The 26,074-nt window shown below is 71.5% G+C and carries 26 protein-coding genes; 12 read left to right on the top strand and 14 right to left on the bottom strand.

Going from position 1 to position 26,074, the window contains the following annotated elements:
* Positions 1-11: 11 nt before the first annotated feature.
* Positions 12-1,334, top strand: a complete 1,323-nt coding sequence (locus tag AB0J02_RS15455) for a pectate lyase (protein ID WP_363194149.1) — start codon at positions 12-14, stop codon at positions 1,332-1,334.
* 22 nt (positions 1,335-1,356) lie between these two features.
* Here AB0J02_RS15455 and AB0J02_RS15460 read toward each other — a convergent pair whose 3' ends face one another.
* On the bottom strand, positions 1,357-1,671 hold the full coding sequence (locus AB0J02_RS15460; RefSeq protein WP_363194150.1) for a hypothetical protein: 315 nt from the start codon (positions 1,669-1,671) through the stop codon (positions 1,357-1,359).
* Between the two features lie 321 nt (positions 1,672-1,992).
* Here AB0J02_RS15460 and AB0J02_RS15465 point away from each other — a divergent pair, with 321 nt between their 5' ends.
* Complete coding sequence (locus AB0J02_RS15465) at positions 1,993-2,787, top strand: HAD family acid phosphatase (RefSeq protein WP_363194151.1); 795 nt, start codon at positions 1,993-1,995, stop codon at positions 2,785-2,787.
* 72 nt (positions 2,788-2,859) lie between these two features.
* Here AB0J02_RS15465 and AB0J02_RS15470 read toward each other — a convergent pair whose 3' ends face one another.
* From AB0J02_RS15470 to AB0J02_RS15480, 3 genes are read right to left on the bottom strand one after another with little or no spacing between them, the layout of a single operon-like run.
* Positions 2,860-3,696, bottom strand: a complete 837-nt coding sequence (locus AB0J02_RS15470) for a pectate lyase (RefSeq protein WP_363194152.1) — start codon at positions 3,694-3,696, stop codon at positions 2,860-2,862.
* Positions 3,697-3,751: 55 nt separating this feature from the next.
* Positions 3,752-4,450, bottom strand: coding sequence for a hypothetical protein (locus tag AB0J02_RS15475; RefSeq protein WP_363194153.1), 699 nt, complete (start codon positions 4,448-4,450; stop codon positions 3,752-3,754).
* On the bottom strand, positions 4,447-5,016 hold the full coding sequence (locus AB0J02_RS15480; RefSeq protein WP_363194154.1) for a SigE family RNA polymerase sigma factor: 570 nt from the start codon (positions 5,014-5,016) through the stop codon (positions 4,447-4,449). The genes AB0J02_RS15475 and AB0J02_RS15480 overlap by 4 nt, the downstream gene beginning before the upstream one ends.
* A 153-nt stretch (positions 5,017-5,169) precedes the next feature.
* Between AB0J02_RS15480 and AB0J02_RS15485 the strand changes: the two genes are divergently transcribed.
* Entirely contained in the window at positions 5,170-5,916 is a 747-nt protein-coding gene (locus tag AB0J02_RS15485; RefSeq protein ID WP_363194155.1) for a hypothetical protein, read from the top strand.
* A 332-nt stretch (positions 5,917-6,248) separates the two neighbouring features.
* Here the strand turns inward: AB0J02_RS15485 and AB0J02_RS15490 are convergent, their stop codons facing one another.
* Positions 6,249-7,709 (bottom strand): penicillin-binding transpeptidase domain-containing protein, encoded by a 1,461-nt coding sequence (locus tag AB0J02_RS15490; protein ID WP_363194156.1) that lies wholly within the window; start codon positions 7,707-7,709, stop codon positions 6,249-6,251.
* A gap of 80 nt (positions 7,710-7,789) precedes the next feature.
* Positions 7,790-8,596: an IclR family transcriptional regulator gene (locus AB0J02_RS15495; protein WP_363194157.1), complete on the bottom strand. Its 807-nt coding sequence runs from the start codon at positions 8,594-8,596 to the stop codon at positions 7,790-7,792.
* A 128-nt stretch (positions 8,597-8,724) separates the two neighbouring features.
* Here AB0J02_RS15495 and AB0J02_RS15500 point away from each other — a divergent pair, with 128 nt between their 5' ends.
* From AB0J02_RS15500 to AB0J02_RS15525, 6 genes are all read left to right on the top strand, one after another.
* Positions 8,725-10,257, top strand: a complete 1,533-nt coding sequence (locus tag AB0J02_RS15500; protein WP_363194158.1) for an aldehyde dehydrogenase (NADP(+)) — start codon at positions 8,725-8,727, stop codon at positions 10,255-10,257.
* Positions 10,258-10,270: 13 nt separating this feature from the next.
* A complete protein-coding gene (locus tag AB0J02_RS15505) occupies positions 10,271-10,888 on the top strand; it encodes a DUF1349 domain-containing protein (protein WP_363194257.1) in 618 nt (205 codons plus the stop codon).
* 106 nt (positions 10,889-10,994) lie between these two features.
* The gene (locus AB0J02_RS15510; protein ID WP_363194159.1) at positions 10,995-11,711 is read left to right on the top strand and encodes a DsbA family oxidoreductase; all 717 of its coding nucleotides are present in this window, start codon (positions 10,995-10,997) and stop codon (positions 11,709-11,711) included.
* 29 nt (positions 11,712-11,740) lie between these two features.
* Positions 11,741-12,832 carry an aminotransferase class V-fold PLP-dependent enzyme gene (locus AB0J02_RS15515; protein ID WP_363194160.1) on the top strand — a complete coding sequence of 364 codons (1,092 nt, stop codon included), beginning with the start codon at positions 11,741-11,743 and terminating at the stop codon, positions 12,830-12,832.
* Between the two features lie 57 nt (positions 12,833-12,889).
* Positions 12,890-13,501, top strand: a complete 612-nt coding sequence (locus tag AB0J02_RS15520) for a sigma-70 family RNA polymerase sigma factor (protein WP_363194161.1) — start codon at positions 12,890-12,892, stop codon at positions 13,499-13,501.
* The gene (locus tag AB0J02_RS15525) at positions 13,501-14,568 is read left to right on the top strand and encodes a maleylpyruvate isomerase family mycothiol-dependent enzyme (RefSeq protein ID WP_363194162.1); all 1,068 of its coding nucleotides are present in this window, start codon (positions 13,501-13,503) and stop codon (positions 14,566-14,568) included. The genes AB0J02_RS15520 and AB0J02_RS15525 overlap by 1 nt, the downstream gene beginning before the upstream one ends.
* A 33-nt stretch (positions 14,569-14,601) precedes the next feature.
* On the opposite strand, the gene AB0J02_RS15530 is transcribed toward AB0J02_RS15525, so the two are convergent.
* Positions 14,602-15,147, bottom strand: coding sequence for a MarR family transcriptional regulator (locus AB0J02_RS15530; protein ID WP_363194163.1), 546 nt, complete (start codon positions 15,145-15,147; stop codon positions 14,602-14,604).
* Positions 15,148-15,297: 150 nt separating this feature from the next.
* Between AB0J02_RS15530 and AB0J02_RS15535 the strand changes: the two genes are divergently transcribed.
* Positions 15,298-16,359 (top strand): alkene reductase, encoded by a 1,062-nt coding sequence (locus AB0J02_RS15535; protein ID WP_363194164.1) that lies wholly within the window; start codon positions 15,298-15,300, stop codon positions 16,357-16,359.
* A gap of 70 nt (positions 16,360-16,429) precedes the next feature.
* On the opposite strand, the gene thpD is transcribed toward AB0J02_RS15535, so the two are convergent.
* The 5 genes from thpD to AB0J02_RS15560 form a co-directional block, all read right to left on the bottom strand.
* On the bottom strand, positions 16,430-17,335 hold the full coding sequence (gene thpD, locus AB0J02_RS15540; protein WP_363194165.1) for an ectoine hydroxylase: 906 nt from the start codon (positions 17,333-17,335) through the stop codon (positions 16,430-16,432).
* A 5-nt stretch (positions 17,336-17,340) separates the two neighbouring features.
* Entirely contained in the window at positions 17,341-17,745 is a 405-nt protein-coding gene (locus tag AB0J02_RS15545; protein WP_164559138.1) for an ectoine synthase, read from the bottom strand.
* 40 nt (positions 17,746-17,785) lie between these two features.
* Entirely contained in the window at positions 17,786-19,057 is a 1,272-nt protein-coding gene (gene ectB, locus AB0J02_RS15550; RefSeq protein ID WP_363194166.1) for a diaminobutyrate--2-oxoglutarate transaminase, read from the bottom strand.
* A gap of 59 nt (positions 19,058-19,116) precedes the next feature.
* Positions 19,117-19,629: a diaminobutyrate acetyltransferase gene (gene ectA, locus AB0J02_RS15555; protein ID WP_363194167.1), complete on the bottom strand. Its 513-nt coding sequence runs from the start codon at positions 19,627-19,629 to the stop codon at positions 19,117-19,119.
* A 372-nt stretch (positions 19,630-20,001) separates the two neighbouring features.
* Complete coding sequence (locus tag AB0J02_RS15560) at positions 20,002-21,108, bottom strand: aminotransferase class V-fold PLP-dependent enzyme (protein WP_363194168.1); 1,107 nt, start codon at positions 21,106-21,108, stop codon at positions 20,002-20,004.
* Positions 21,109-21,185: 77 nt separating this feature from the next.
* Here AB0J02_RS15560 and AB0J02_RS15565 point away from each other — a divergent pair, with 77 nt between their 5' ends.
* Complete coding sequence (locus tag AB0J02_RS15565) at positions 21,186-22,289, top strand: amidohydrolase family protein (RefSeq protein ID WP_363194169.1); 1,104 nt, start codon at positions 21,186-21,188, stop codon at positions 22,287-22,289.
* Positions 22,290-22,307: 18 nt separating this feature from the next.
* Here the strand turns inward: AB0J02_RS15565 and AB0J02_RS15570 are convergent, their stop codons facing one another.
* Positions 22,308-22,913: a hypothetical protein gene (locus AB0J02_RS15570; RefSeq protein WP_363194170.1), complete on the bottom strand. Its 606-nt coding sequence runs from the start codon at positions 22,911-22,913 to the stop codon at positions 22,308-22,310.
* A gap of 16 nt (positions 22,914-22,929) precedes the next feature.
* Positions 22,930-24,378: an arylsulfatase gene (locus tag AB0J02_RS15575; protein ID WP_363194171.1), complete on the bottom strand. Its 1,449-nt coding sequence runs from the start codon at positions 24,376-24,378 to the stop codon at positions 22,930-22,932.
* Positions 24,379-24,744: 366 nt separating this feature from the next.
* Here AB0J02_RS15575 and AB0J02_RS15580 point away from each other — a divergent pair, with 366 nt between their 5' ends.
* A complete protein-coding gene (locus tag AB0J02_RS15580) occupies positions 24,745-25,695 on the top strand; it encodes an SCO1860 family LAETG-anchored protein (protein ID WP_363194172.1) in 951 nt (316 codons plus the stop codon).
* Positions 25,696-26,074 lie beyond the last annotated feature (379 nt).

The following is a 26,074-nucleotide window of genomic DNA, read 5'->3' on the forward strand; positions in this document are numbered from 1 at the left end:
ACCCGCACATCATGTTCCGTCGCAGTACGTGCGCCGCCCTGGTGGCGCTCGTCTCGGCCGCGCTCCTCGCGGCCGCCGTCCCCGCCCGGGCCTCCGCCGCCGCGCCGCCGGTCGAAGGCTGGGCGGGCGCCGACGGTGGCACCGTCACCGGTGGCGCGGGCGCCGACACCGCCTCCGTCTGGACGGTCCGCACCCGCGCCGAACTCAAAGAGGCCCTCGCCAACCACGGCGATCCGACCGCCCCCAAAGTCATCCGCGTGGCCGGGGCCGTCGCCGGCGCGGAAGCCGAGGACGGCAGCGGCCGGCTCCTCGGCGAGCAGGACTACGCGCCCGGCTACGACCTCGGCCGTTACATGTCCTGCTTCGGCCCCGACGGCACCACCTGGTCGGACACCCGCTACGACTACTGCAAGCAGCAGCGCACCCTGCGCCAGACCGGCTCGAACAACGAGAAGGCGCAGATCCAGCTGACCGTGCCGAGCAACACGACGGTCGAAGGCGTGCCCGGGACCGGCGCCCGCCTGCTCGGCGTCTTCGTCACCGTCAACACCGGCACCAACATCGTCGTCCGCGACCTCCGACTGGAGGCGCCCGTCGACCACTTCACCACCTGGTCCCCGGACGACGGCGACAGCGGCAACTGGAACGCCCGCTTCGACGCCATGACCGTCATCACCGGCAGCCGCGTCCTCGTGGCGCACTGCACGTTCACCGACGGCCGGTACCCGGACCGCGAAGCCCCCGTCGGCTTCCACGGAAAGCCCGTCCAGCGGCACGACGGACTGCTCGACATCGAGGACGGCTCCGACTACCTCACCGTCGCCGACAGCCGGTTCACCGACCACGACAAGGCGCTGCTGATCGGCTCGGGCGACGGTCGCGGCGACCGGGACCGGGGCCACCTGAAGGTGACCTTCGCCCGGAACTGGTTCCAGGACATCGTGCAGCGCTCCCCGCGGGTCCGCTTCGGCCAGGTCCACTCGTACAACAACTACTTCACGGGTGCCGCCCCCGAATACGCCCTCGGCATCGGCCTGGAGTCCGCCATCGTCTCCGAGCGCAACGTCTTCGCGTACGACCGCGGCGCCGACCCGGCGGTGGCCGTGGCGAACTACGGCGGCACCCGGTTCCGCGACACCGGCTCCTGGTTCGCGGGCCGCCGCGTCGACCTGAACGCCGTCGCCGCGGCCGAGGCACCCGGCGAATTCAGCACCGACACCGGCTGGGACCCGGCGACCGTCCCCGGATACCACCACCGGACGCTTCCCACGGCACGTTCGATCGAGCAGTACGTACGTCACCAGGCGGGGCCGCGTCCCCCAGGGAGGCAGTGACGCCCGCGGGCACGCGGGGTCGTCACCCCAGATGCCACAGGGCGTACACGATGACCAGCAGGACGATTCCGGTGAAGGCCAGCATCACGCCGAGGAAGCGCAGATAACCCACGCTCCCGAACATGTTCGCCGGAGGGGCGCCGAGCCGCTCCGGGCCGCCCCAGCGGTCCGCGGTGCGCTGCCGGATCCGCTGGGAGCGCCGGACGGTGATCCCGCGTATGTCGAGCGCCCAGCTCAGACCCGCCCAGAGGGCGACGACGCCGCCGAATGCGAACACGACGAGGAGCACGGGGGACGGCCCGTGCGTCGAGGCGGCGGCGGTGAACTGCTCAGGCACTGGGTGTCCTTTGCGCGGGCCGGACGCCCGGCTCCGCGGTCTTGTCGTTGGCATGTGCGACCAACGAGCCTATGGCGGGCCGCTCCAAGGCGAGGTCAAGCCGCCGCCATAGCTGAGCAATGGATCAACGGCCCCCGGCCCGGCGCCCCGATTCCGATTCTTGTGAATCGTGTATCGATCGGATAAAGCCCCTCGCGGGATCCGTGTGATGCGCGTAGACAAGCGGTGACCTGGCGCGGACGATCACCCCCACGAAGCGCCCGCGGACCAGGGACCTCCTGAACCGACGGCCGTTGCGGGCCAGATCCGGAGTCACCACACATGCGGAAGTCCATCAGAGTCGCGGGTATCGCCGCCGCCTGCGCCCTCGCCGGCGGAGCCCTCTACGGCACCGGCACGGCGGGCGCCGGCGCCCCCACCGCGAAGACCACGGCCGAGCCCTACAACATCGGCAAGCTGGTCGGCGACATCAAGACGTACTACGGCGCCACCCAGGACGCCGACGGCACCTGGCAGGCCGCGCCCGACAGCGCCTACGCCGACGACCTGGCCCGCGTCGAGGCGGGCGCCAAGAAGGACATCGCCAAGGCGGTGCAGAAGGCGAAGCACCACCACGCCAGGCCGGCGATCGTCTTCGACATCGACGACACCCTGCTGCTCAGCCTCGACTACGAGGTCTCCACCAACTACGTCTACAACAGCGCCACCTGGGCCGCCTACGTGGCCGAGGCCGACCGCCCGGCGGTCTTCGGCACCCCCGCCCTCATCAAGTACGCCAAGAGCAAGGGCGTCGAGGTCTTCTACAACTCGGGGCTGAGCGAGTCACAGCGCGCCGGTGCCGTCGAGAACCTGAAGAAGGTCGGCATCGACACGAACCTCGACGCCGGCCACGTCTTCCTGAAGAACGCCGACAACCCGCCCGCCTACCTCAGCGGCTGCGCCACCGCCGGTGCCTGGAAGTGCACGACCGTGCAGTACAAGTCCGGCACCCGCAAGCACATCGAGTCGCTCGGCTACGACATCGTCGGCAACTTCGGCGACCAGCAGTCCGACCTCGACGGCGGCTACGCGAACAAGACGTACAAGTTCCCGAACCCGACGTACTTCGTCGGCTAGCCGGGGCCCGCCCGGGAACGCCCCGCCGGTCCCGCCGGCGGGGCGTCCCGTTCCCGCTTCCCGCGCGACGGCTCAGTCGTAGGTCAGGTCGGAGGCGGTGTACTGGCAGTACGTGCCGTCGGGGCCGCTGCCGACCTCGGTGGGCTCGGCGCCGGTGCTGTTGCCGTTGTAGCGGACGCACGGCTTGATCTTCTTGCTGCTGTCGCCGTGGATCCGCACGTTGCGCAGGGCGGCCGTGTCGCCGTAGTTGGAGTTGATACCGACGATCGACTTGCCCGGCGAGGTCACGTCGACGTCGTTGATGATGATGTTCCGGTTCTTGTACTGCGTCGAGCAGTTGCCGCAGGAGCGGACCAGCTTGCCGAAGTCCGACACCTGGAACTTGGTGACGACGAGCTTGCCCGCGCCGTTGAACTGGAACACCTTGTCGTCGGCCTTCTTCGCGCCGCCGCCGTACACGGTGTACACCGACGAGGTGGACTTGCCCTTGAAGGTCGCGGCGTCCTCGCCGACATCCTCCCACCAGACGTTCTGCAGCGTGCAGCTGCCCGCACAGTGCACGCCGTCGGCGGCGGGGGAGCCGATGATGACGTTCTTCAGCGTGGCGCCGTCCTTCAGGTTGAAGATCGGGTCCTGTCCCTCGTCCTGGCCGTCGCCGCCGAGGTCACCGGAGCCGTAGAACCGCTTGTAGCTGCCGTCGTAGGTGCCCGAGACCGAGATGCTGCTGCTCACGGCCTGGGTGCCGGTGGCCGTCGGCCAGGCGGTCGCGGCCCCGGCCGGGGTGAGCATGCCGGTCGTGGCGAGGGCGGCGCCCGTGAGGGTCAGGGCGGCGAGCCCGCCGAGGGTGGCCCTGCGGCGGGTGACGCGACGCCGGTGGTTGCGGGGGGATCGATTGGCTTTCTTCGTCATGCCCAGTAGTCGCCGGGCCCGGTGCGAAGGTTGCCGCCCTGTTTCCGGCGGCCGGTTACGCGAAGTCGCCGCCCACGGCCGCCTGTTCGCCGTCCGCCGTCCGCCCCGACACGGAGTACCTGTCACGGCCCGCGTCCCGCCCGCCCCGCGCGTGGTCGAACTGCCCGGCGAACACATACTCCCCGGCCGGCACCGTACGGCCGTCCTTGAGGACCCACCGGTACACCAGGAACCCGCCCCGCTCGGCGACGGACACCGTGAAGTCGTCGGCGGGCAGGGTCCGCCAGTTGCCGGTGTCGGCGACGTTCCCGGTCTGCGCTACACGCAACTCCACCGTGAGCGCCGTCAGTTGTCGTTTCGTCTTGAACTTGACGTCGCTCTGCGCCCAGTAGTCGTTCGAGCCGGGGTCGACGGACCCGTCCGACCACAGTGGCCCGTCGACCGTGGCGGTGGCTGTGGAGTCCGCCGTCGGCGTCCGCGCCGCGGTGGGCGTCGGTGTCACGGCGACGTTCTGCCGCGGGCCGTCGTCCTGCTGCAGCGCGGCGCCGACCGTGAACCCGCCCACGGCGAGCGCCCCGGCGACCCCGGCGGTGGCCCCGGCGATCCGCACCCAGCCGACGGCGGGCCCCTGCCGCTGCGGTACCGCCGCGCGCGGACCGGACATGCCCCGCTCGATCCGGGCGAGCATCCGCTCCCGGTCGGGACGGTGCGCGTCGGCGGACTCGCGCAGCCGCCGCCGCAGTTCGTCGTTCACCGCCGGCCTCCCTCCGCCGTCGCCCCGATCGCCCGGACGCGTCGTGGCGCCGGCCCGTCCCGCTCGCCCGACCCGAGCCGTCGCTCCAGCTCGGCCATGCCCTTGGACGTCTGGCTCTTCACCGTACCCACCGAGATCCCGAGGGTGAGCGCGGTGTCCTTCTCCGACAGGTCGAACGCGTGCCGCAGCACCACGCACGCCCGCTTGCGGAACGGGAGTTCGCGCAGCGCACCCTGGACGTCGACCACGGCCGGCACGTCCGGATCCTCGGCGCGCTCCTGCCGGCCCGACCAGAACAGGGCCACGCGCCGCCGCTCGCGGACCGCGCTGCGGATCCGGGTGCGGGCGAGATTGGCGACGACGCCGCGGGCGTATGCGGCCGGGTGATCGGCGTTCCTGACCCGGTCCCAGCGGTGCCAGAGCGCGAGCAGGGCGTCCGCCGCGAGGTCGTCGGCGGCGTCCGGTTCGCCCGTCAACAGGTGGGCCAGTCGGGCGAGTTCGGCGTGGTGCCGTTCGAAGAAGGCCTGGAATTCGGCGGAGTCGTCGTCGTCCACGACGGTGCTCACGCGCATCCCTCCCTCACTGTGCGGCCGGTCGGGATGCGAGAGCGTACCAGCGTTGCGTACGGCGATTCGAAGGACGTGCGAGATTTCGGACATGCCTGGCTGATCTACGCTTGCCGCACGCGCTGTGCCGGTGTCGGCGAAAGGAGGAGCCCGATGACGGACGCCCCGCCCGGCTCCTCGGACTACTTCGACGAACTGGGCCGCCTCCTGCTCGCCCACGGGCTGCCGCCGGACCATGTCACGGCCACGGTCGCCGACCTCGCGGCGCACCTGGCCGGGTCCGGGCCGGCCGACCCCGTCGAGGAGTTCGGCCCGGTGGAGGACTTCGCGCGGCAACTGGCCCCGGGGGGCAAGGACGGGGCCGCCGCCCCCGACGAACACGTGGAGACCTGGCGCTGGGCGGCCGACACCTACGCGGACGAGGCACTCCTCGACCGCTTCGGCGACGAGGGCTGGGAGGTCGAACGCGTCGACGCCCTCGGCCGCTTCGTCAGCCACCGGGATCCCGAGCGGCCCCAACGCTGGGAGTATCGGAGGGAGTTGGTGACCCGGGGCCGTGCGGCCCTGGACGGGAAGCCGGCTCCCGAGGGCTGGGAGCCGTGCGGCACCTGGGCCGTCTACGGCTGGTACAAGCGCCCGAAGGCGGCGACGCCGGGCCCGGCGTCGCAGTTCACCGTCCCGCCGCCCGTGGCCCCCGCTCGCCCCGCGTTCTTCAGCCGCCGCTTCTACGTGACGCCGGCGGTGGCGGCCCTCGCGCTGACCGTGGCGGCGATCGCCGTGGCCGTCCCGGACGGCGAAGCGAGTACGGGAGCGGGCTTTGTCACCGGAGCCCTGGTGGGAGCGGCGGTGCCCCTCCTGGTGATCTGGGCGCTGGTGGCCCGGAGGGGGCGCCGCCGCTAGGACCTGTCTTCACACTCCCCTCGTCGCCCGGAGGGCGGCCCGGGTGCGGGGCCTCGTACGGGGCGTACTGGGCGTACTCGGCTTTGCGCCCGGTGCGGCGAGGGTGCGTGCCGGGCGCCGCCGGGCAGAGGGGAGTGTGAAAACAGACCCTAGCCGCAATGCCGTTGCGTTAGCCGCGATCTTGGTGCGTGCACCCCCGAGTGCAGGCGCGGCGCGCATCCTGGTGACATTCTCAAGAACCGCAGGAGTCCACCGTGTCACGGCGGTTCATGAGCCTGGGGCGACGAAGGGCAAGATCGCCCGTAACGCAACGGCATTGGCCCTAGCCGCGGCTAATCCTTCAGCGCCGCCGTCATCATCGCCTTCGCGATCGGCGCCGCCAGACCGTTGCCGCTGACCTCGGATCGGGCCGCGTTCGACTGCTCCACGACCACCGCCACCGCGACCTTCTTGCCGGTCGAGTCGTCCTTCGCGTACGAGGTGAACCAGGCGTACGGCGTCTGGCTGTTGTTCTCGCCGTGCTGCGCCGTACCCGTCTTGCCGCCCACGGTCGCCCCGGAGATCTGTGCGTTCGTGCCGGTGCCCTTCGTCACGACGGTCTCCATCGCCGACTGCAGCTGCGACGCGGTCGACGCGCTGACGACGCGCTCGGTGTCGGAGTCCGGGTAGCTCTTGATCGTGTCGCCGTCTGCGTTCGTCACCTCGGAGACCATGTGCGGCGAGGCCTGCTCGCCGCCGTTGGCGATCGTCGCGGACACCATCGCCATCTGCAGCGGGGTGGCCGTCACGTCGAACTGGCCGATGGCGGAGAGCGCGGTCTGCGCCTTGTCCATGCCGGACGGGTAGACGCTCTTGGCGGCCCGCACGGGCACGTCCTGCTTCTCGTCGTTGAAGCCGAACTTCTCGGCCATTGCCCTGACCTTGTCCTGCCCGAGCTCGACGGCCAGCTTGCCGAAGACGTTGTTGCAGGAGTACTGGAGAGCGGTGCGGATGGAGGCGTCCTCGCACGGCGCGCTCGCGCTCTCGTTCTTCAGATACGTGCTGGTCCCGGGCAGCAGATAGGGGTTCGGGGAGTCGGTCTTGTCGTCGACCGACGCGTACAGCCCGTCCTCCAGGGCGGCCGCGGCGACCACCAGCTTGAACGTCGAGCCCGGCGGCAGCGCCTGCTTCAGCGCCCGGTTCATGGTGGGCACGTCCTCGTCGGCGGACAGCTTCTTCCACGCCTTGGCGTCCGACGAGCCCGAGCCGCTGATCTCCGACGGGTCGTACGAGGGCGACGACACCATGCCGAGGACCTTCCCGGTATCCGGGTCGATCGCGACGGCGGCGCCCTTCGTGTCGCCGAGCGCCTTGGCCGCGGCCTTCTGCACGGCCGGGTCGATCGTCGTGACCACGTCACCGGGGTCGGCGTGCTTGCCGGTGACCGTGTCGACCGGGTTCTTCAACTGGTTGTCGCTGCCGTCCAGGACGTCCTGGTACAGGGACTCCAGCTGTGTCGAGCCGTACACCTGTGAGGTGAAGCCGGTCACCGCCGAGTACAGGGAGCCGTCCTTGTAGGTCCGCTTGTACTTCAGGTCGCTTCCGCCACCTGTCTTCTGTGAGCCCGTCACCGCCTCTCCGCCCACGATGATGTCGCCGAGCGGATACGCGTACTGCGCGATCGTCTTCCGCCGGTTCTTGTCGTTGTCCGCGAGGGCCTGACCGTCGTAGAACTGCACCCATGTCGCCCTGACCAGCAGAGCGAACACGAGCAGCAGACTGAAGACGGAGGCGCGCCTGATCGTCTTGTTCATCCCGCAGGTAAGACGAGCGGCCCGGAGCGAATCGTTCCAATAGGCCCGCTTTTCTCAGAAACCTCTCACGAGCCCAGAGGTCAGAGCCGGCGCGTGGCGAGCGTCAGCCGGTCCCTGGCGTCGAACAGCGCGTCCTTCACCGTCTGCTCGTGCGCGGGCGTGAGCCGCGCCACCGGCACCGAGCAGGAGATCGCGTCCCTGGCCGGTGTCCGGTACGGGACGGCGACACCGAAGCAGCGCAGGCCCAGGGTGTTCTCCTCGCGGTCCACCGCGAACCCCTGCTCCCGCACCACGTGCAGCTCCTCGATGAGCTTCTCGCGGTCGGTGATCGTGTGCTCGGTCAGCGCGGGCAGTGTCTCGGGGAGCATCTTGCGGACCTGCTCGTCGGTGTGCGTGGCGAGCAGCGCCTTGCCCAGCGACGTGGAGTGCGCGGGAAGCCGCCGTCCCACGCGCGTGAAGGGCCGCAGGTAGTGCTGCGACTGGCGGGTGGCCAGGTAGACCACGTTCGTGCCGTCGAGCCGCGCCAGGTGGATGGTCTCCGTGGTGTCGTCGGAGAGCCGGTCGAGCGTGGGCCGCGCCGCGGCCACCACCTCGTCGCCGTCGATGTACGACGTCCCGACGAGCAGCGCCCGCACCCCGATCCCGTACCGCGTCCCGGTCGCGTCCGTCTCCACCCAGCCGAGCTCGACGAGCGTGCGCAGCAGCATGTACAGGCTCGACTTCGGGTACCCGACCGCTTCCTGGACCGCGGCCAGGGAGTGCATGCCGGGGCGTCCGGCGAAGTATTCGAGCAGTTCGACCGTGCGCACCGCCGACTTGACCTGTGCGCCACCCTGCGCGCCCCCCGTTGCAGTGCCCGCAACAGCCCCCGTCTCGCCAGCCGACATCGCCCTTGACCCCTTCGTTCGACGAGAAATAGTCTCGATACAGTTCATCATCAGAGACAGCGTTCAGTATATCGAACGACCCTCGCGGCTCGTCCGGCGAGCCGCGAGAAAAGCTGGAGGAATTCGCCGTGGCAGCAGCACCAGTCTGGAGTGTCGACCCCCGAACCGGGAAGCAGCGGGAGCAGGTCGCGGTCGAGGCCACGGCCGACGAGGTGGACCAGGCGGTCCGCGCGGCCCACGCGGCCCGCCCCGCGCTCGCCGACCGCGCCGTACGCGCCGCCTTCCTGCGCACCGCGGCCGACCTCCTCGACGAGGCCAAGGACCACCTGGTCGAGGCCGCCGACGCGGAGTCCGCGCTCGGCCCGGTCCGTCTCACCGGTGAACTCGCCCGTACCGGCTTCCAGTTGAGGGCGTTCGCGAAGGTCGTCGACGAGGGCGCCTTCCTCGGCGTCGTCATCGACCACCCCGACGACACCGCGACCCCGCCCATCCCGGACCTGCGCCGCTACAAGATCCCGCTGGGCGTCGTCGCCGTCTACTCGGCGTCGAACTTCCCCTTCGCCTTCTCCGTGCCCGGCGGCGACACCGCGAGCGCGCTCGCCGCGGGCTGCCCCGTCGTCGTCAAGGCGCACCCCGACCACCCCGCCACCTCCGAGCTGGTCGCGTCCGTCATCCGCCGGGCCGCCGTTCAGCACGGTGTCCCCGAGGGCGTGCTCGGTCTCGTGCACGGCTTCGAGGCGGGCGTCGAGCTGGTCAGGCACCCGCTCGTCGCGGCGGCCGGCTTCACCGGTTCCGTACGCGGCGGACGCGCGCTCTTCGACGCGGCCGCGGCCCGTCCGGTGCCGATCCCGTTCCACGGCGAGCTGGGCTCCCTCAACCCGGTCGTGATCACCGAGGCGGCCGCCGCCGAGCGTCCCGAGCAGATCGGTACGGGCCTGGCGGGCTCCATGACCCTGGGCGTCGGCCAGTTCTGCGTGAAGCCGGGCCTGGTCTTCGCGCCGAGCGGCGAGGCGGGCGACGCGCTCGTCAAGACCCTCACGGCCGCCGTCAGCGACACCGCGGCCGGCGTCCTGCTCGACCACCGCATGCGGGACAACTTCGTCGCGGGCGTCGCCGAGCGGGCGCAGCTCCCGGACGTGGACGCCCCGGTGACCCCCGGCGCGGGCGGCGAGCACACCGTCAGCCCCGGCTTCCTCACGGTCCCGGCCACGAAGCTCGCCGTCGAGGGCGGGGCGCACGACCTGCTCCTGGAGGAGTGCTTCGGCCCGGTCACCGTGGTCGCCCGCTACGAGTCGGCGGACGAGATCACGTCCGTCCTCTCGCGGCTGCCCGGCAACCTCACGGCCACCGTCCAGCTCTCCGCCGAGGAGGCCGCAGGCGAGGGCCGCGGCACCGAGATCCTCGCCGAGCTGACCCCGATCGCCGGCCGCGTCCTGGTCAACGGCTGGCCGACCGGCGTCGCCGTCGCCCCCGCCCAGCACCACGGCGGCCCGTACCCGGCGACGACGTCCACCTCGACCTCGGTCGGCGGCACGGCGATCGAACGCTGGCTGCGCCCGGTCTCGTACCAGACGACCCCCGAGGCACTGCTGCCCCCGGAGCTGCGCGACGGCAACCCGCTGGGTCTGCCGCGCCGCTACAACGGCCGCCTGGAGAACTGACCCCATGGAGAACATGGAGAACGGCGAACTCCACCTGCCCGAACTGCCCTTCCCGCTGCGCGCCCACGGCCCCGACGGGCACTGGTCGTACGAGGACGGGGTGCTCACCGGCCGGGCGGACGCCCGCCAGGACCGCTTCGTGGCGCCGACCGGCGATGCGCTGGAACCCGCCTCCGACGCGCCCCGCCTGATCGGGGCGCCGGACGGCGACTTCCAGCTGATCGCCCGGGTCACGGTCGGCTTCGCGGCGGCGTTCGACGCGGGTGTCCTCTACCTCCACGTAGGGGAGCGGGAGTGGGCGAAGCTCTGCTACGAGCGCTCCCCGGACGAGCCGACGATCTGCACGGTCGTCACCCGCGGGCACTCCGACGACGCGAACGCCTTCGTGGTACCCGGGTCCACGGTGTGGCTGCGGGTCAGCCGCACCGGTTCCGCCTTCGCGTTCCATGCCTCGACGGACGGCGAGAAGTGGACGTTCGTCCGGATCTTCTCCCTCGGTGACGAGAAGTCAGCGGCGGCTGCCCAGGTCGGCTTCCTCGCACAGTCACCGACGGGCGAGGGCTGCGAGGTCCGCTACGACCACATCGAGTTCCGCCCGGCGTGGCCGAAGGACATGCGCGACGGTTCCTGACGGCTGCCGCCGTCTCCGGCCGCCGGGAATGAGCGGAGGCGGCATCCGGTTGACGTACGGCGCAGGGGCACCCCCTGTGCCGTACGAAACTGGAGCGAGAGACCCCATGCGCGTCGAGATCTGGACCGACATCAACTGCCCGTTCTGCTACATCGGCAAGTCCCGGTTCGAGCAGGCCCTCGACGCGTTCCCGCACAAGGACGCGGTCGAGGTCGTGCACCGCTCCTTCGAACTCGACCCGGCCGCCGCCAAGGGCGACACCGGCCTCGTCGTCCCGCACATCGCCCAGAAGTACGGCATCAGCGAGGCCCAGGCCGCCGCCAACGAGCGGGGCCTCGGCCAGCAGGCCGAGGCGCTCGGCCTGCCCTACCTCACCGAGGGCCGCGACTACGGCAACAGCTTCGACCTGCACCGCCTGCTCCACCTCGCCACGGCCAAGGGCGTCCAGGACGCCATGATCGACGCCCTGTACCGCGGGAACTTCGCCGAGGCGGACTCCGTCTTCGCCGACGAGGAGAACGTGGTGCGGCTCGCCGTCGAGGCCGGACTCGACGAGACCGAGGTCCGCGAGGTGCTCGCCGACCCGGACCGGTACGCCGACGAGGTGCGCGCCGACGAGCGCGAGGCCGCCGAGCTGGGCGCGACCGGCGTGCCCTTCTTCGTGCTCGACCGCCAGTACGGCGTCTCCGGCGCCCAGCCCGCCGAGGTCTTCACCCAGGCGCTGACCCAGGCCTGGGGCAGCCGCTCGCCGCTCACCGTGATCGACGGCGCCGGGGGCGGCGACGCCTGCGGCCCCGACGGCTGCGCGGTCCCCCAGGCCTGACCCCTCCCGCGGCGGGGCAGAGTGGAGCCATGCAGACCACCGGTGAGCACCCGCCCGTCGCCCCCGCCCTGGACCTCGCTCTCGTCCGCGCGCAGTACACCCCGGCCACCGCCTACCTGAACACCGCCAGCTCGGGGCTGCTGCCCGTCCGGGCGGCGGAGGCGATGCGCGAGGCGATCGACGCCATGGCGCGGGGCCGTTCCCTCGACTCCCTGTTCAACGACGTCGAGGAGGCCCGCGCCGCGTTCGCCCGGATCGTAGGGGTTCCGGCGGCCCGGGTGGCGACGGGCGCGTCCGTCGCCGTGTACACCGGGCTGATCGCCGCGTCGCTGCCCGAAGGCGCCGAAGTCGTGGTGGCCGAGGGCGAGTTCAGCTCCACGATCAACCCCTTCCACGTACGCGGGGACCTCAAGGTCCGCACCGTCCCGCTGGAGGCGCTCGCCGATTCCGTCCGGCCCGGCACCGCGCTGGTCGCCGTGAGCGCGGCCCAGTCCGCGGACGGCCGGGTCGCCGATCTGGCGGCACTGCGCGCCGCCACCCGCGCCCACGACGCCCGCCTCTACGTCGACGCCTCGCAGGCCGCGGGCTGGTTCCCGCTCGCCGAACACGCCGCGGCGGCCGACTACGTGGCCGCCGTCGCCTTCAAGTGGCTCACCTGCCCGCGCGGCGCGGTCTTCTTCGTCGGCCCCGAGGACCCGGAGCAGCTGACGCCCGTCTTCGGCGGCTGGGTCGCGGGGGAGAAACCATGGGACAGCTGCTACGGCCCCGTCACCGAACTGGCCCGGTCCGCCCGCCGGTTCGACGAGTCGCCGGGCCTCATCGCGTACGCGGGCGCACGCCACTCCCTCGCCCTGATCGAGGAGTTGGGGCCCGACGCCGTCCGCGCCCACGACCTGGCGCTCGCCGGCCGCTTCCGCGCGGGCCTGGCGTCCCTCGGCCGGGAACCGCTCCCGGCGCCCGGCTCCCCGATCGTCTCCGTACCAGAACTCGGCGTACTACAGCCCGAGTTGCATGCAGCGGGTCTCGAACTCTCCAACCGGGCAGGCAACTTGCGTGCCTCCTTCCACCTCTACAACACACCCGAGGATGTCGACCGCCTGCTGGACGCCCTCTCCCGCTGATCCACCCGGCCGGACCCTGGCGCCGAGGCCCGCCGGACGCTAGGAAGGCACTACGAGGTGGTGGTGCCGGTGGCCCGTACGGACGGGACAGGACCGACGGCCGACGCCGAGCTGCACCGGCGGCTGGTCTACGGCGACGAGAGCGCGCTCTCCGAGGCGTACGACACCTATGGCGGGCTCGTCCGCGGCGTCGCCGCCCGGGTGACCCGCCAGGCCGGCGCCGCCGACGACGTCGCGCAGGAGGTCTTCGCCCACCTCTGGGCGCGGCCGTACGCGTACGACGAGCGGCGCGGCACGCTCCGCACCTGGCTCACCATGCTGGCGCACCGCCGGGCCGTCGACTGGGTGCGCGGCGAGGCCCGGCACCGCAAGGCGGGCGGCGCGGACGACGAGGCCCTGCACGCGATCCCGGCCCCGGACCCCGGCCCCGACGAACGCGTCGTGGACCGGGAGCGCGCCCTCCTGCTCCACTCGGCCCTCGCCGAACTCCCCCTGCCGCAACGGCAGGTGGTGCACTTGGCGTACTTCGCGGGGCGGACGTACCGTCAAGCGGCGGCGGAACTCGGGATCCCCGAGGGCACGGCGAAGAGCCGGCTGCGCACGGCCCTGCACCGGCTGGCCGAAACGCTGGCGGAGCCGCCCGACCCGGCCAGGGAGAGGAGCGCGTGATGACGACCGACGAGTACGACCACGCGGCGATCCGTGACCTCCTCGGTGCCTGGGCCGTGCACGCCCTGACCCCGGCCGAACAGCGCTGTCTGCCCGCGCACTTGGCGGAGTGCGAACCGTGTGCGGCGGAGGCGGCGCGGCTGCGGGAGACGGTGCGGCTCCTCGACGGCCCGGCCGGCGACCCGGCCCCGCCCGCGCCCGGCGCCCGGGACGGCATCCTGGCCCGCGCCCTCGCCGCCCGCCCGCCCGCGCCCCGCACCGCGCCGCACGCGGAGCCCTACGCCGCCGCGGTGGCCGCGCTCCGGGCCCTCCTCACCGAACTCGACCCGGAACCGGACGCCGCCCCGGACGTCGCCGCCTGGCGCACCCCGGTGATCCACGACTGGACCGTGCAGGACACCGTCGCCCATCTCGTCGCCGCCGACGAGCACCTCGCCACCCACCTGGGCCTCCCGGCCCAGGCCCCGGCCACCCCGAGCGGCGTACCGGCCGGGCGGGACACCGGCTGGCGCACGGCCTGGGAGGCCCGCACCCACCGCGTCATCGCCCACGAGCGCGCCCGCGCCCCGCAGGCCACCGCCGCCACCTGGCGCGCCCAGGCGGCCGCGCTGCTCAACAGCCCGGCCGCCCGCGACCCCGAAATCGCCGCGCGCGCCACCACGTTGGTGGGCGTGCGGCTCCCTGTCGCCGAGCACTTCCTGATCCGGGCCTTCGAGACCTGGATCCACGCCGACGACATCGGCCGTGCCGTGGGACGTCCGGTGCCCCCGCCGCCCGCCGCGCATCTGTGGCGCCTGGTCCGCCTCGCCGTCCGTATCCTCGGTCAGGCGCTGGGTCCCGAGGCCGAGCCGGTCGCCCTCACCGTCACCGACGACACCCGCAGCACGGAGTGGATCCTCGGCGCTGAGGGCGCACCGGTACGCGCCGAACTCGCCCTGGAACCGGTCGACTTCTGTCTGCTGATCGGTGGCCGGGCCACTCCGCGGACGGTCCCCATGGGCGCCCTCGGCGACGAGGACGCGGTGCGTGCCGTCCTCGACCGGGCGGCGGAGCTGGCCTGGCTGTGATCCGCGTCCGCCGGACGCGGCGCCGCGCGCCGACTACTCGGAGCTCTTGGGGCACGCCTCCGGCTCCGTGCAGAGATTCCTCTCCACCAGGGCGAGCAGCCGCGTGAACTCGTCCCTGTCACGCGCCGAGAGGCCGGACAGGGTCTGCTCCTCCAGGGCGCCCCACGCCCCGGCCACGTCATACCAGAGCCCGCTGCTCTCCTCCGTGGCCTCGACGAGCACCGCGCGCCGGTCGCACGGGTCGGGGGAGCGGCGCACATGCCCGGCCTGTTCCAGGCGCTGCAGCGTCTTGGTGACCGTCGAGGGGTCGAGCTCGACGGCCTTGATCAGCTCCGACTGCCGCACCGGCCCCTTGTCCCACAGCTGCATCATCACGAATTCCTGGCCCGGGTAGAGGCCGAGCGCGCGCAGGTGCCGGCCCGCCGCGGTGCGGTGCAGCCGTGCGACGCGTGACAGGGCCAGACTGACGGGCCCGGTGAGGTCGGCGGGGCCGCCACAGGCGGCGTGGTCCGCGGACCCGGCGGTCCGGGCCGGCAGCGCGTTCGCCGAGTTGGCTGAGTTCGCAGGGGTCGAGGACATGGGGCACTCCTGATTCCGGGCTTCTCCACGAGATTACCTTGGTCGGCCAAGCAATGCGTTACAGTGGCTGCAGGCCGATTGCTTGGCCGACCAATTATTTTGGCCGGCGGCTGCCGTTCCGTCGCCGGTGCCTTGTTGAACGGAGTAGCCATGACCACCGCCTTCGACCCGCTCGACCTTTCCGGCACCCGTCTCGCCAACCGCATAGCCATGGCGCCCATGACCCGCAGCCGGGCCGGCGACGGCGCCACCGCCACCGCCCTGACCGCCGAGTACTACGCGCAGCGCGCCTCCGCGGGCCTGATCATCACCGAGGGCATCCAGCCCTCGGCCGTGGGTCAGGGCTACGCCTGGACCCCGGGGCTGCACACCCCCGAGCAGATCACCTCCTGGCGCCAGGTCACCGACGCGGTGCACGCCAAGGGCGGCGTGATCTTCGCCCAGCTCATGCACGCGGGCCGGATCAGCCACCCGTCGCTGCAGCCCGGGGGAGCGGCGCCCGTCGCCCCGTCCGCCGTGGCGCCCGAGGGGAAGGCCTTCACGAACGAGGGCTTGCAGGACTTCACCACCCCGCGCGAGCTGACCGCGGACGAGATCCGCGCGACCATCGCCGACTACGCCACGGCTGCCCGCGGCGCGATCGAGGCGGGCTTCGACGGGGTCGAACTGCACGGCGCCAACGGCTACTTGATCCACCAGTTCCTCGGCTCGGGTGCCAACCTCCGCGCCGACGAGTGGGGCGGCAGCGTGCAGAACCGCATCCGGTTCGCGGTCGAGGCGGTCAAGGCCGTCGCCGAGGCGATCGGCCCGGAGCGTACCGCGCTGCGCATCTCGCCCGCCAACCCGTACAACTCGATGCAGGAGAGCGACTCGGCCCAGACGCACGCCGCGCTGGTCGACGCGATCGATCCGCTCGGACTCGCGTACCTCCACGTCCTGGAGGCCGCCGACATCCGCGACGTGACCGCGGATCTGCGCAAGCGGTTCAGCGGCACCTTCGTCCTCAACGCGCTCACCGAGGGTCCCACCGACCACGCGGCCCTGAAGCTGATCGAGGACGGCCTCGCCGACGTCGTCTCCTTCGGCGCGCTGTTCCTCGCCAACCCGGACCTGCCGGCCCGACTGAAGGGCGAGGGGCCGTACAACACCCCCGACCCCGCCTCCTTCTTCGGCGGCGACGCGAAGGGCTACACGGACTACCCGGCGCTGTAGGCGCACGCACGCATGAGCGGGGGCGGGGCCGTTTCCGGTCCCGCCCCCGCTCATGCGCGTACGTACGACGTCACTTCACCGGGGTGAAGTCCCGCGCCCCGATGAACTCGGGGCGGCGGATGGGCGCCGCGAACGGCTCCACCGCCGTGTTCTCCACGCTGTTGAACACGATGAACACGTTCGAGCGCGGGTACGGGGTGATGTTGTCGCCCGAGCCGTGCATGGCGTTGCAGTCGAACCAGGTCGCCGAACCGGCCTTGCCGGTGAACAGCCTGATGCCGTGGCTGTCGGCGAACTTGGTGAGGGCCTCGTCCGAGGGGATGCCCGCGTCCTGCATCTGCAGCGACTTCTTGTAGTTGTCCTCCGGCGTCTCACCGGCGCAGCCCAGGAACGTCTTGTGCGAACCCGGCATGATCATGAGGCCGCCGTTGGTGTCGTAGTTCTCCGTCAGCGCGATGGAGACGGACACCGTCCGCATGTTCGCCAGGCCGTCCTCGGCGTGCCAGGTCTCGAAGTCCGAGTGCCAGTAGAAGCCACTCGCCCCGAAGCCGGGCTTGACGTTGATCCGCGACTGGTGGACGTAGACGTCCGAGCCGAGGATCTGGCGGGCCCGGCCCACGATGCGCTCGTCACGCACCAGGTTCGCGAACACCTCGCTGATCCGGTGAATCTCGAAGACGGACCGTACGTCCTGTGTCTTCTTCTCGACGATCGAGCGCTCGTCGGCCTTGATCGCCGGGTCGGTGATGAGACGGTTCAACTCGGCCTGATAGATACCGATCTCGTCCGGGCCGATCAGCTCCTCGATCGCGAGGAAACCGTCCCGTTCGAAGCCCGCGAGGTCCGATTCACGGATCGGGCCCCGCGCCCCCGGCGGCGACCAGACGACCGGGTCGACGCGCGGAGTGGCCACTTCGGCGGCCCCGCGGGTCGGATACAGATCGGCGATGTCGTGGTCCGCAGACAGGGTGGTCATGGGGATCAGGCCTCCTCGGGCTCGGTCAGCAGCGGGTAGACGCCGTTCTCGTCGTGGTCCTCCCGCCCGGTCACGGGCGGGTTGAACACGCACACACAGCGGAAGTCCGTCTTGGGCCGCAGCGTGTGGTGCTCATGGCCGTTCAGGAGGTACATGGTGCCCGGCTCGATCCAGTGCTTCTCGCCGGTCTCCTCGTTGGTGAGCTCGGCCTCGCCCTCGACACAGAGCACGGCTTCGATGTGGTTTGCATACCACATCTTCGTCTCCGTACCCGCGTAGAGGATCGTCTCGTGAAGAGAGAATCCGACCCTCTCCTTGGCGAGAACGATGCGCTTGCTCTCCCACGTGCCGGACGCCGATTTCACGTGCCGGTCGGTGTTCTCGATCTCCTTGAACGAACGGACAATCACGGTGAGTTGCTGCCTCTCTCTTCTGCGTTCCTGAGGGGTGTCAGGCGGTCTCGCGCACGGCCCTGGTGAGCGTGCGCAGCCCCTCTTCCAGCTCCTCGGGCGAGATCGTCAGCGCCGGAAGCAGCTTGACGACCTCGCTCTGGGGGCCGGAGGTCTCGATGAGCAGGCCGAGTTCGAAAGCTCGCCTGGCGACCTTTCCGGCCCGCTCCTTGTCGCGGAATTCAAGTCCCCACACCAGCCCGCGTCCGCGGTACTGGACGGTGTCGTCGCGGAACTCGTCGCGCAGCGCGCCGAGTGCCTCGTTGATCTGCTGGCCGCGGGCGAGTGTCTGCTTCTCCATGGCCGGTCCGTCGGTCCAGTACGTCTCCAGGGCGGCGGCGGCCGTCACGAACGCGGGGTTGTTGCCGCGGAACGTGCCGTTGTGCTCGCCCGGCTCCCAGACATCGAGCTCCGGCTTGAACAGGCAGAGGGACATGGGGAGTCCGTACCCGCTGATGGACTTCGAAACAGTCACGATGTCCGGTGTGATGCCCGCCTCCTCGAAGGAGAAGAAGGCACCGGTACGGCCGCAGCCCATCTGGATGTCGTCGACGATGAGCAGCATGTCCCAGCGCTTGCACACGTCGGCGAGCTTGCGCAGCCACTCGGCGCGGGCCACGTTGATGCCGCCCTCGCCCTGCACCGTCTCGACGATCACGGCGGCGGGCTGGTTGAGGCCGGAGCCCTGGTCCTCGAGCAGCCGCTCGAACCAGATGAAGTCCGGCGTCCGGCCGTCGAGGTAGTTGTCGAACGGCATCGGGGTGCCGTGCACCAGCGGGATGCCGGCGCCGGCCCGCTTGAAGGCGTTGCCGGTGACGGCGAGCGAGCCGAGCGACATGCCGTGGAAGGCGTTCGTGAACGACACGATCGACTCGCGGCCCTTGACCTTACGGGCCAGCTTCAGCGCGGACTCGACGGCGTTGGTGCCCGTCGGGCCCGGGAACATGACCTTGTACGGCAGGTCGCGCGGGCGCAGGATGATGTTCTGGAAGGATTCCAGGAAGTTGCGCTTCGCCGACGTCGACATGTCGAGGCCGTGCGTGACGCCGTCCCGCTCCAGGTAGTCGATGAGGGCGCGTTTCAGCACCGGGTTGTTGTGGCCGTAGTTGAGTGAGCCGGCGCCCGAGAAGAAGTCCAGGTACTCGTGGCCGTCCTCGTCGTACATGCGGCTGCCCTGGGCCCGGTCGAAGACGGTGGGCCACGCGCGGCAGTAGCTGCGCACCTCCGACTCAAGGGTCTCGAAGACGCTCAGGTCCGGCTGGGTGATGGTCACAGCAAATGCTCCTCTTGAAAGGGGAGTTGAGGGGGGTTCACGGTGGGCTTGGGGGCCGGCTAGACGGCCGGTGCGAGCGGTCCGATGCGGTACAGCTCCTCGGGCAGGTGCCCGTCGTCGGGGAACAGCCCGGCGTCGAACAGCACCTGGCGCTCCACCCCGGCCCCGTGCCTGCGGGCGTAGGAGAGGAACAGCGCCTGGGACGCCGCGTTGTCCGGCGTGATCGTCGTCTCGACGGTGGTGACCTGCCGCGTGGCGGCGACCTTGGCGGTCAGACCGTCCAGGAGCTCTCCGGCCAGACCGTGCCCGCGGTGGGTGTCGTCCACGGCGATCTGCCACACGACCAGGGTGTCCGGCCGCTCCGGCCGGACGTAGCCGGTGACGAATCCGGCCACCTCGCCGACCTCGTCGCGGGCCACCGCCGAGGTGGCGGCGAAGTCGCGGCACCACAGCAGATAGCTGTACGAGGAGTTGAGGTCGAGCACCTTGGAGTCACGTGCGATACGCCAGATCGCGGCGCCGTCGGCCACGCTTGGCTGGTCGAGCTGGAATTGCGCTTGTGCGGCGGTCATGCGAATTGAATTTACCGAGCAATTTCTGGAATTGCATCTGGGGCAGGGGTTACGTGATCGCGGGATCTGTGTTAACGCGCGCGGGTGGGTACGCGCACGAGCCGTCGGCGTAATATGGCGATTTGAGGTGAATAAAACGGGCAAAATTTGAAGCGTGTGGAGTACGTCACAACGATGTAACCGGTCGGACACGCGTCCGGATTACGTCGGTTCCCGTTGTTGAAACCTTAGTGTTTACGTCACGGAAAAGCGGGCAGAAGCACTACTGGAAGCTGTTCCAATAATTACCTGAAGAATGCCTGAAAGAAGAATTAGAAAAGCGCCGCCCTAAAACGGAAAAGGGCGGCGCCACTGTGTGAAGGACGGGAAGGGTTATGCCCAGGCGGCCGCGACAGCCCTGCGCGCGCCCTCCAGGTCCACCTCGAATCCGGCCTCCGCGAGCGCCCCGCCCAGGGCCGCCAGCGAGGACTGCACGACACCACGGGTGGCCTGCGGGCCGTAGTGGTTGACCCGGATCATCTCCGCGGCCAGCGCGCCGCCGCCCGCGACCAGCGGCAGCACCGGGTCACCGGCGAGGGCCTTCGCCACCAGCTCACGGGCGTCGGTCCCGGCGGGCGCGCGCAGCGTCGTGGCGACCGGAGCGGCGTCCCGCGCCTCATGGACGTACGGCTGGAGCCCCCCGCCCAGAGCGAGCGTCCCGGCGCGGGTCGCCGCGGCGGCACTCGCGTGCCGGGCCATCAGGGCGTCGAGCCCCTCGCTCTCGATCCGCTCCACGCACGCCTCCAGGGCGAGCATCTCCAACTGCGCCGGAGCGTGCAGCAGCGCCTTGCGGCCGCCGTCGATCCAGCGCTGCTTCCAGTCGAGGAGCGACAGGTACGAGTGGCGCGGCGCCTGCGGGTTGGCGGCCATCCGCTCCCAGGCCCGCGCGCTCACCGACACGGCGGAGACCCCGGCAGGACCGCCCATCGCCTTCTGGGCGCCGATCACGCACAGGTCCACGCCCCACGCGTCCGGGAGCACCGGCTCGGCGGCGATGGACGCCACCGCGTCGAGGTAGAACAGCGCACCGTGCTCCCGCACCACGGCGCCGATCTCGGCGACGGGGTTGGTGTTGCCGGTCGCTGCCTCCGCGTGCACCAGCGAGACGAAGTCGATGTCCGGGTGCTCGGCGAACGCCGCCCGCACCTGATCGGCGGTGACGGCCGCGTGGAAGGGGACCGCCAGATCGTGCACGGCGGCCCCGCAGTCGCGCAGCCAGTCGCCGAAGGTCTGCCCGTACGGGCCGGTGATCACGTTGAGGGCGACGGTGCCGGGCCCCGCCGCCGCGCGGATCGCGCCCTCCAGCGGCAGCAGCGCCTCACCTTGCATGATCACGACGTCCTGGGTGGCCGAGGTGTTCATGAGACGGGCCACGCGGTCCTCGATGGAGGCGAAGTGCTCCGCGCTCAGGGGGGTCAGATCGAGAAACGGATGCGTCACGGTGCTGCTCTCTTCGCTCACGGGTTCGGACGGGATGCCGTTGTCGAGCGTACCCACCCCCCTCATAGGCTTCGCGCATGAGTGAGCCGAGCCCATCGGGGGCGCTGCACGTGACGGGACGGGTCCTGGCCGGACCCGAGGACGTACGCGACGAACTGTGGGTGATCGGCGGCCGGATCACCTACGACCGCCCGGTCACCGCGGGCCTGGACGTGACGACGGTGCGGGGCTGGGCGCTGCCGGGACTCGTCGACGCGCACTGCCACGTCGGCCTCGACGCCCACGGCCCGGTCCCCGCCGAGACCGCCGAGAAGCAGGCCCTGACCGACCGCGACCACGGCACCCTGCTGCTGCGCGACGCGGGCTCGCCCTCCGACACCCGCTGGATCGACGACCGCGAGGACCTCCCGAAGATCATCCGCGCGGGCCGGCACATCGCCCGCACCCGCCGCTACATCCGCAACTACGCCCACGAGATCGAGCCCGAGGACCTCGTCGCGTACGTCGCCCGGGAAGCCCGGCGCGGCGACGGCTGGGTCAAGCTGGTCGGCGACTGGATCGACCGCGGCCTCGGCGACCTCAGCGCCTGCTGGCCGCGCGAGGCCGTCGAGGCGGCGATCGCCGAGGCCCACCGGCTCGGCGCCCGCGTCACCGCCCACTGCTTCGCCGAGGACTCGCTGCGCGACCTCGTCGAGGCGGGCATCGACTGCGTCGAGCACGCCACCGGACTCACCGACGACACCATCCCGCTCTTCGCGGAGCGGGGCGTCGCGATCGTCCCCACCCTCGTCAACATCGCCACGTTCCCGCAGCTCGCGAAGGGCGGCGAGGAGAAGTTCCCGCGCTGGTCGTCGCACCTGCGCCGGCTCCACGACCGCCGCTACGACACGGTCCGCGCCGCCTACGACGCCGGAATCCCGGTCTACGTAGGCACCGACGCGGGCGGCTCCCTCGCCCACGGTCTGGTCGCGGGCGAGGTCGCCGAACTCGTGAAGGCGGGCATCCCCCCGGTCGAGGCGCTCTCGGCCACCACCTGGGGAGCCCGCGCATGGCTCGGCCGCCCGGCACTCGACGAGGGCGCCCCCGCCGACCTCGTCGTCTACGAGACGGACCCGCGCGCCGAGGTGGGCGTGCTGGCGGCACCGCGCCGCATCGTGCTGCGGGGGAACGTGGTCGGCTAGCCGGCCGGCCCGCTGCGTTCAGGCCGCCGCCAGCACCACCGGCACCGCAGCCCCCGCCACCATGTACGTCATCGCCCGCCCGAAGGCCGCCAGCGAGCGCAGGAACCGGCCGAACCCGGACAGCGGCCGCACCCCGAGCGCGTCGAGGGCGAGGCGTGAGCAGCGGACCGCGGACGTGCCGGAAGCCCGTCGGCGCACCTGGGCCGCCACCGCCCGCTTCACGTGCCGCATGGCGTCGTCCTCCGCGTAGAAGCCGATCCGGGTGCCCGCCGAGTCGGTGACCACCAGGCACGTGTCGAAGAGGCCCGAGCGCCGGGTCTCGCGCCACGCCGTCACGCGCCGCACCTCCGCGACGGTCAGCGTGCGGAGCCCTGTCACCGTGCGGCAGCGCAGCGTGTTCCCGTCCGCCTGCGCAGGCGCGCTGATCTTCACGCAGAGGTTCCGCGTCAGCCACAGGAGAATGCCCCCGAAGAGCCCGGCGACGGCGCCGGCCACGAACGCCTCGTCGCCGGAGCCCAGCACCGGCACCGGCAGCAGAACGAGCCCGGCCGCCACCGCGACCAGCACCGCCGTCGCCCGACGCGCCCGCGCCGGCCCCTGAGCGACCTCCACCGCCGTCGTCACACCCGTACCGCCTTCGTCATCCTCGTGCCGCGTCCGCCCAGCCGCCCGGCAACTGCTCCAACGGCATTCTGCCCGCGACCAGTTCACCGTCCGCCACATACCCCTCGGGCCGCCCCGCCAGCTCGGCGACGAGCCGCGCCCGCCACCCGGCGACCTCCTGCGGCGCCCCCGGCGCCAGATCGTGCAGCTCCCGCGGATCGGCGTCCAGGTCGAAGAGCTGCTCGCGCCCGCCGCCCGAGAACCACACGTACTTCGCCCGGCCGTCCGTCAGCCAGTGCATCGACTCCCCGAACAGGGCGTGCTCGCCGTGCAGGTACGGGCGCGGCGAGGCGAGCCGTCCGCCCCGGGCCACCGGCAGCAGACTGTGCCCGTCGAGTCCGTCCGGCACCGGCAGGCCCGCGCACTCCAGCAACGTAGGCATGACATCGCGGAGTTCGGCCACCGTGTCGGAGCCGACGACGGTCCCGCCGGGCAGCGTCCCGCGCGGCCCCGAAAGGATCAGCGGCACCCGCGCCGACCCCTCGTACGGATACGCCTTGCGCCACAGCCGGTGCTCGCCGAGCATCTCGCCGTGGTCCGAGGTGAAGCAGATCCAGGTGTCGTCGGCGAGCCGGAACTCGTCGAGCGCCTGCACGAACCGGTTGATCTGCTGGTCGATATGGGACATGTGGCCGTAGTAACCGGCCCGCGCGCGATGGACCGTACGGCCGTCGTACGAGGCGTAGTTGGCATCGGCGCGGGTGTCGTCCCGCCACCCCTCCAGACCCTCGGCCCAGTCACCCACCACCGGCTCGTAATCGGGCGCCTCCAGGTACTGCTCGAACGCCCAGCGCGGCGGATCGTACGGCGGATGCGGCCGGTGGAAGGAGAGATGGAGCAGGAAGGGGGCGGTCGGGTCCCGCCGGTAAAGGAAGTCGACCGCCTCCGTGACCACCCAGTTCGTCGGATGCAGCCGCTCCGGGCGGTCCCACGGCCGTGCCACCACACTGTTGCAGTCGAGGCCGTGGTCCGTGTACTCACCGCCGCCGGGCTGCCGCTCGAACCACGCCTGATAGTCGTCATGGAAGCGCGGATCGGTCCGCCGGTCCCGGGCGAAGTGCAAGTACCCGTCGTGCAACGTCACTTCGTCGAACCCGATGCGATTCCGCTCCGGGTACGCGTGCAGCTTCCCGACCGCCCGCGTCTGGTACCCGTGCCGCCCGAACTCGCCCGCCAGCGTCACCGGGTACTCCCACGGCACCCCGTCCCGGTACCCGGTGCGGCCGTGCGAGGTCTGCGCGAGCCCGGTGTGCAGCGCGGCCCGCGCCGGGATGCAGGACGGCACCGCCGTGTACGCGCGGTCGAACCGGGCTCCGCGCCCCGCGAGTTGATCCAGATAGGGCGTACGCACCACCGGGTGCCCCGCGCCCGAGAGACAGTCGCCGCGCCACTGGTCGGCGGTGATCAGTACGACGTTGCGCGGCATCGAACTCCCCTGCCGGTACGTGGGTTGACACAGCGTGACCTGCGCGGGCAGCTGCTCGTTGCACACAACTTGTCCGCGCCCCTGCTGTCAACCGGCGTATGCCGGCGGACGGCCGGCCCGGGGGACATCAGGGTGACTTCAGGGAACAGACGAGCCCAAAGATTCGAAGGCATGCGCGGAAACCCCCCTTTGGGGTGAACTCACGTCAGGTTGCCGCCCGTTCACTCTCAGTGCGTAAAGATTCCCTCATCGATGACCGGTACACCCTGTCGGCGGTGCCGCGCCATGTCCCTGTGCGCGAGCCCCGGCGGCCCTGAACCGGGCATCGCCTGTCCTCTTCTGTCCTCTCCTGGGGGTCCCACCAGCATGCCCAGCTCCACTGTCACCACCGCCCTGCGCACGCCCGCCCGCCGCTTCGCCGCGACGGCCGTCGCGACCGTGCTCGCCGCCGGACCCGCCGTGCTCGCGACCGCGGGCCCGGCCGCGGCGACGGGCGACCACGGAGGCAAGGCCGGCGCGGTCGTGCTCCGCACGGGCCTGGACGTCTCGCTCCTGAACAAGACCGTGAACGTCCCGCTCACGGTCGCCCTGAACGAGGTGCAGGCCCCCGCCAGCGCCGAGAAGACCGCGCTGAGCGTGCAGCTGGACGGCGTCGACGGCAACCGCCCGTTCAGTGTGCTCCGCGCGGACGTGGCGAAGGCGAAGGCGACCGTCGACGCCAAGAAGGCGGAGGGCTTCACCCAGCTCGTCCACGCCAAGGTCCACATCCCCGGCCTGCCGCTGCTCTCCCTGATCGAGGTCGACCAGGTCACCTCGAAGGCGCTGTGCGAAACCGGCAAGAAGCCGGTCGCCGAATCGAACCTGCTGGGCTCCGTCACGGTCCTCGGCAAAAAGGTGACGCTGACCGCGGGCGGCACCACCGAGGTCAAGGTCCCGGGCGTCGGCGAGGTGTCGCTCGGCCTGTCCAACACGTCGACGACCTCGACGACCGCGGCCGCCTCCGCGCTCCAGCTCAAGGTCTCCGTCAACCCGCTCAAGCTGAACGTCGCCGAGGTCAACGGCGAGGTCACCCTGGCCGGCGCCACCTGCGAATCCCCGAAGGCGCCCACCACCCCCGCCTCCCCGAAGCCGGCGGACGACACCGACGAGGTCGAGCCCCAGGGAGCCAAGGCGAACCACCCGGTCACCACAAAGCCCGACCTGGCGGAAACCGGCGGCAACTCGACGACCCCCTACATCGCAGGAGGCGCGATCGCCCTCCTGGTGGCAGGAGCCGGAGCGGTAGCCCTGACCCGCCGCGGCCGCACGCGCGCGTAGCGGCGATTTGAGGGAGGGGCGCCGCTGGGGGGCGGCGCCCCAAGGGGGGTGGGGGAGCGGGTGTACGGCGGGGACCGTTGGGGGGAGCGGGCGTACGGCCGGGGGCGTTGAGGGGGCGTGCGCATGGCGGGGCCTGTCGGGGGAGCGGCGTAGGGGGACGTACGCACGGCGGGGGCCCGTTGGGGGTGCGGGCGTCGGCGTGAGTAGCGACGGCGTAGGGGAACGGGCGTGCGGCGGGGGGTCGTTGGAGGGCGTGTCGTACGGGAACGGGCGCGTGGCGGTGCGGGGATTGGCGTGAGTAGCGACGGCGTGCGGGAACGGGCGTGCGGCGGGGGTCGTTGGAGGGCGTGTCGTACGGGAACGTACGCACGGCGGGGGC

This window comes from Streptomyces sp. NPDC050264, assembly GCF_040655895.1.
GTDB lineage: Bacteria > Actinomycetota > Actinomycetes > Streptomycetales > Streptomycetaceae > Streptomyces.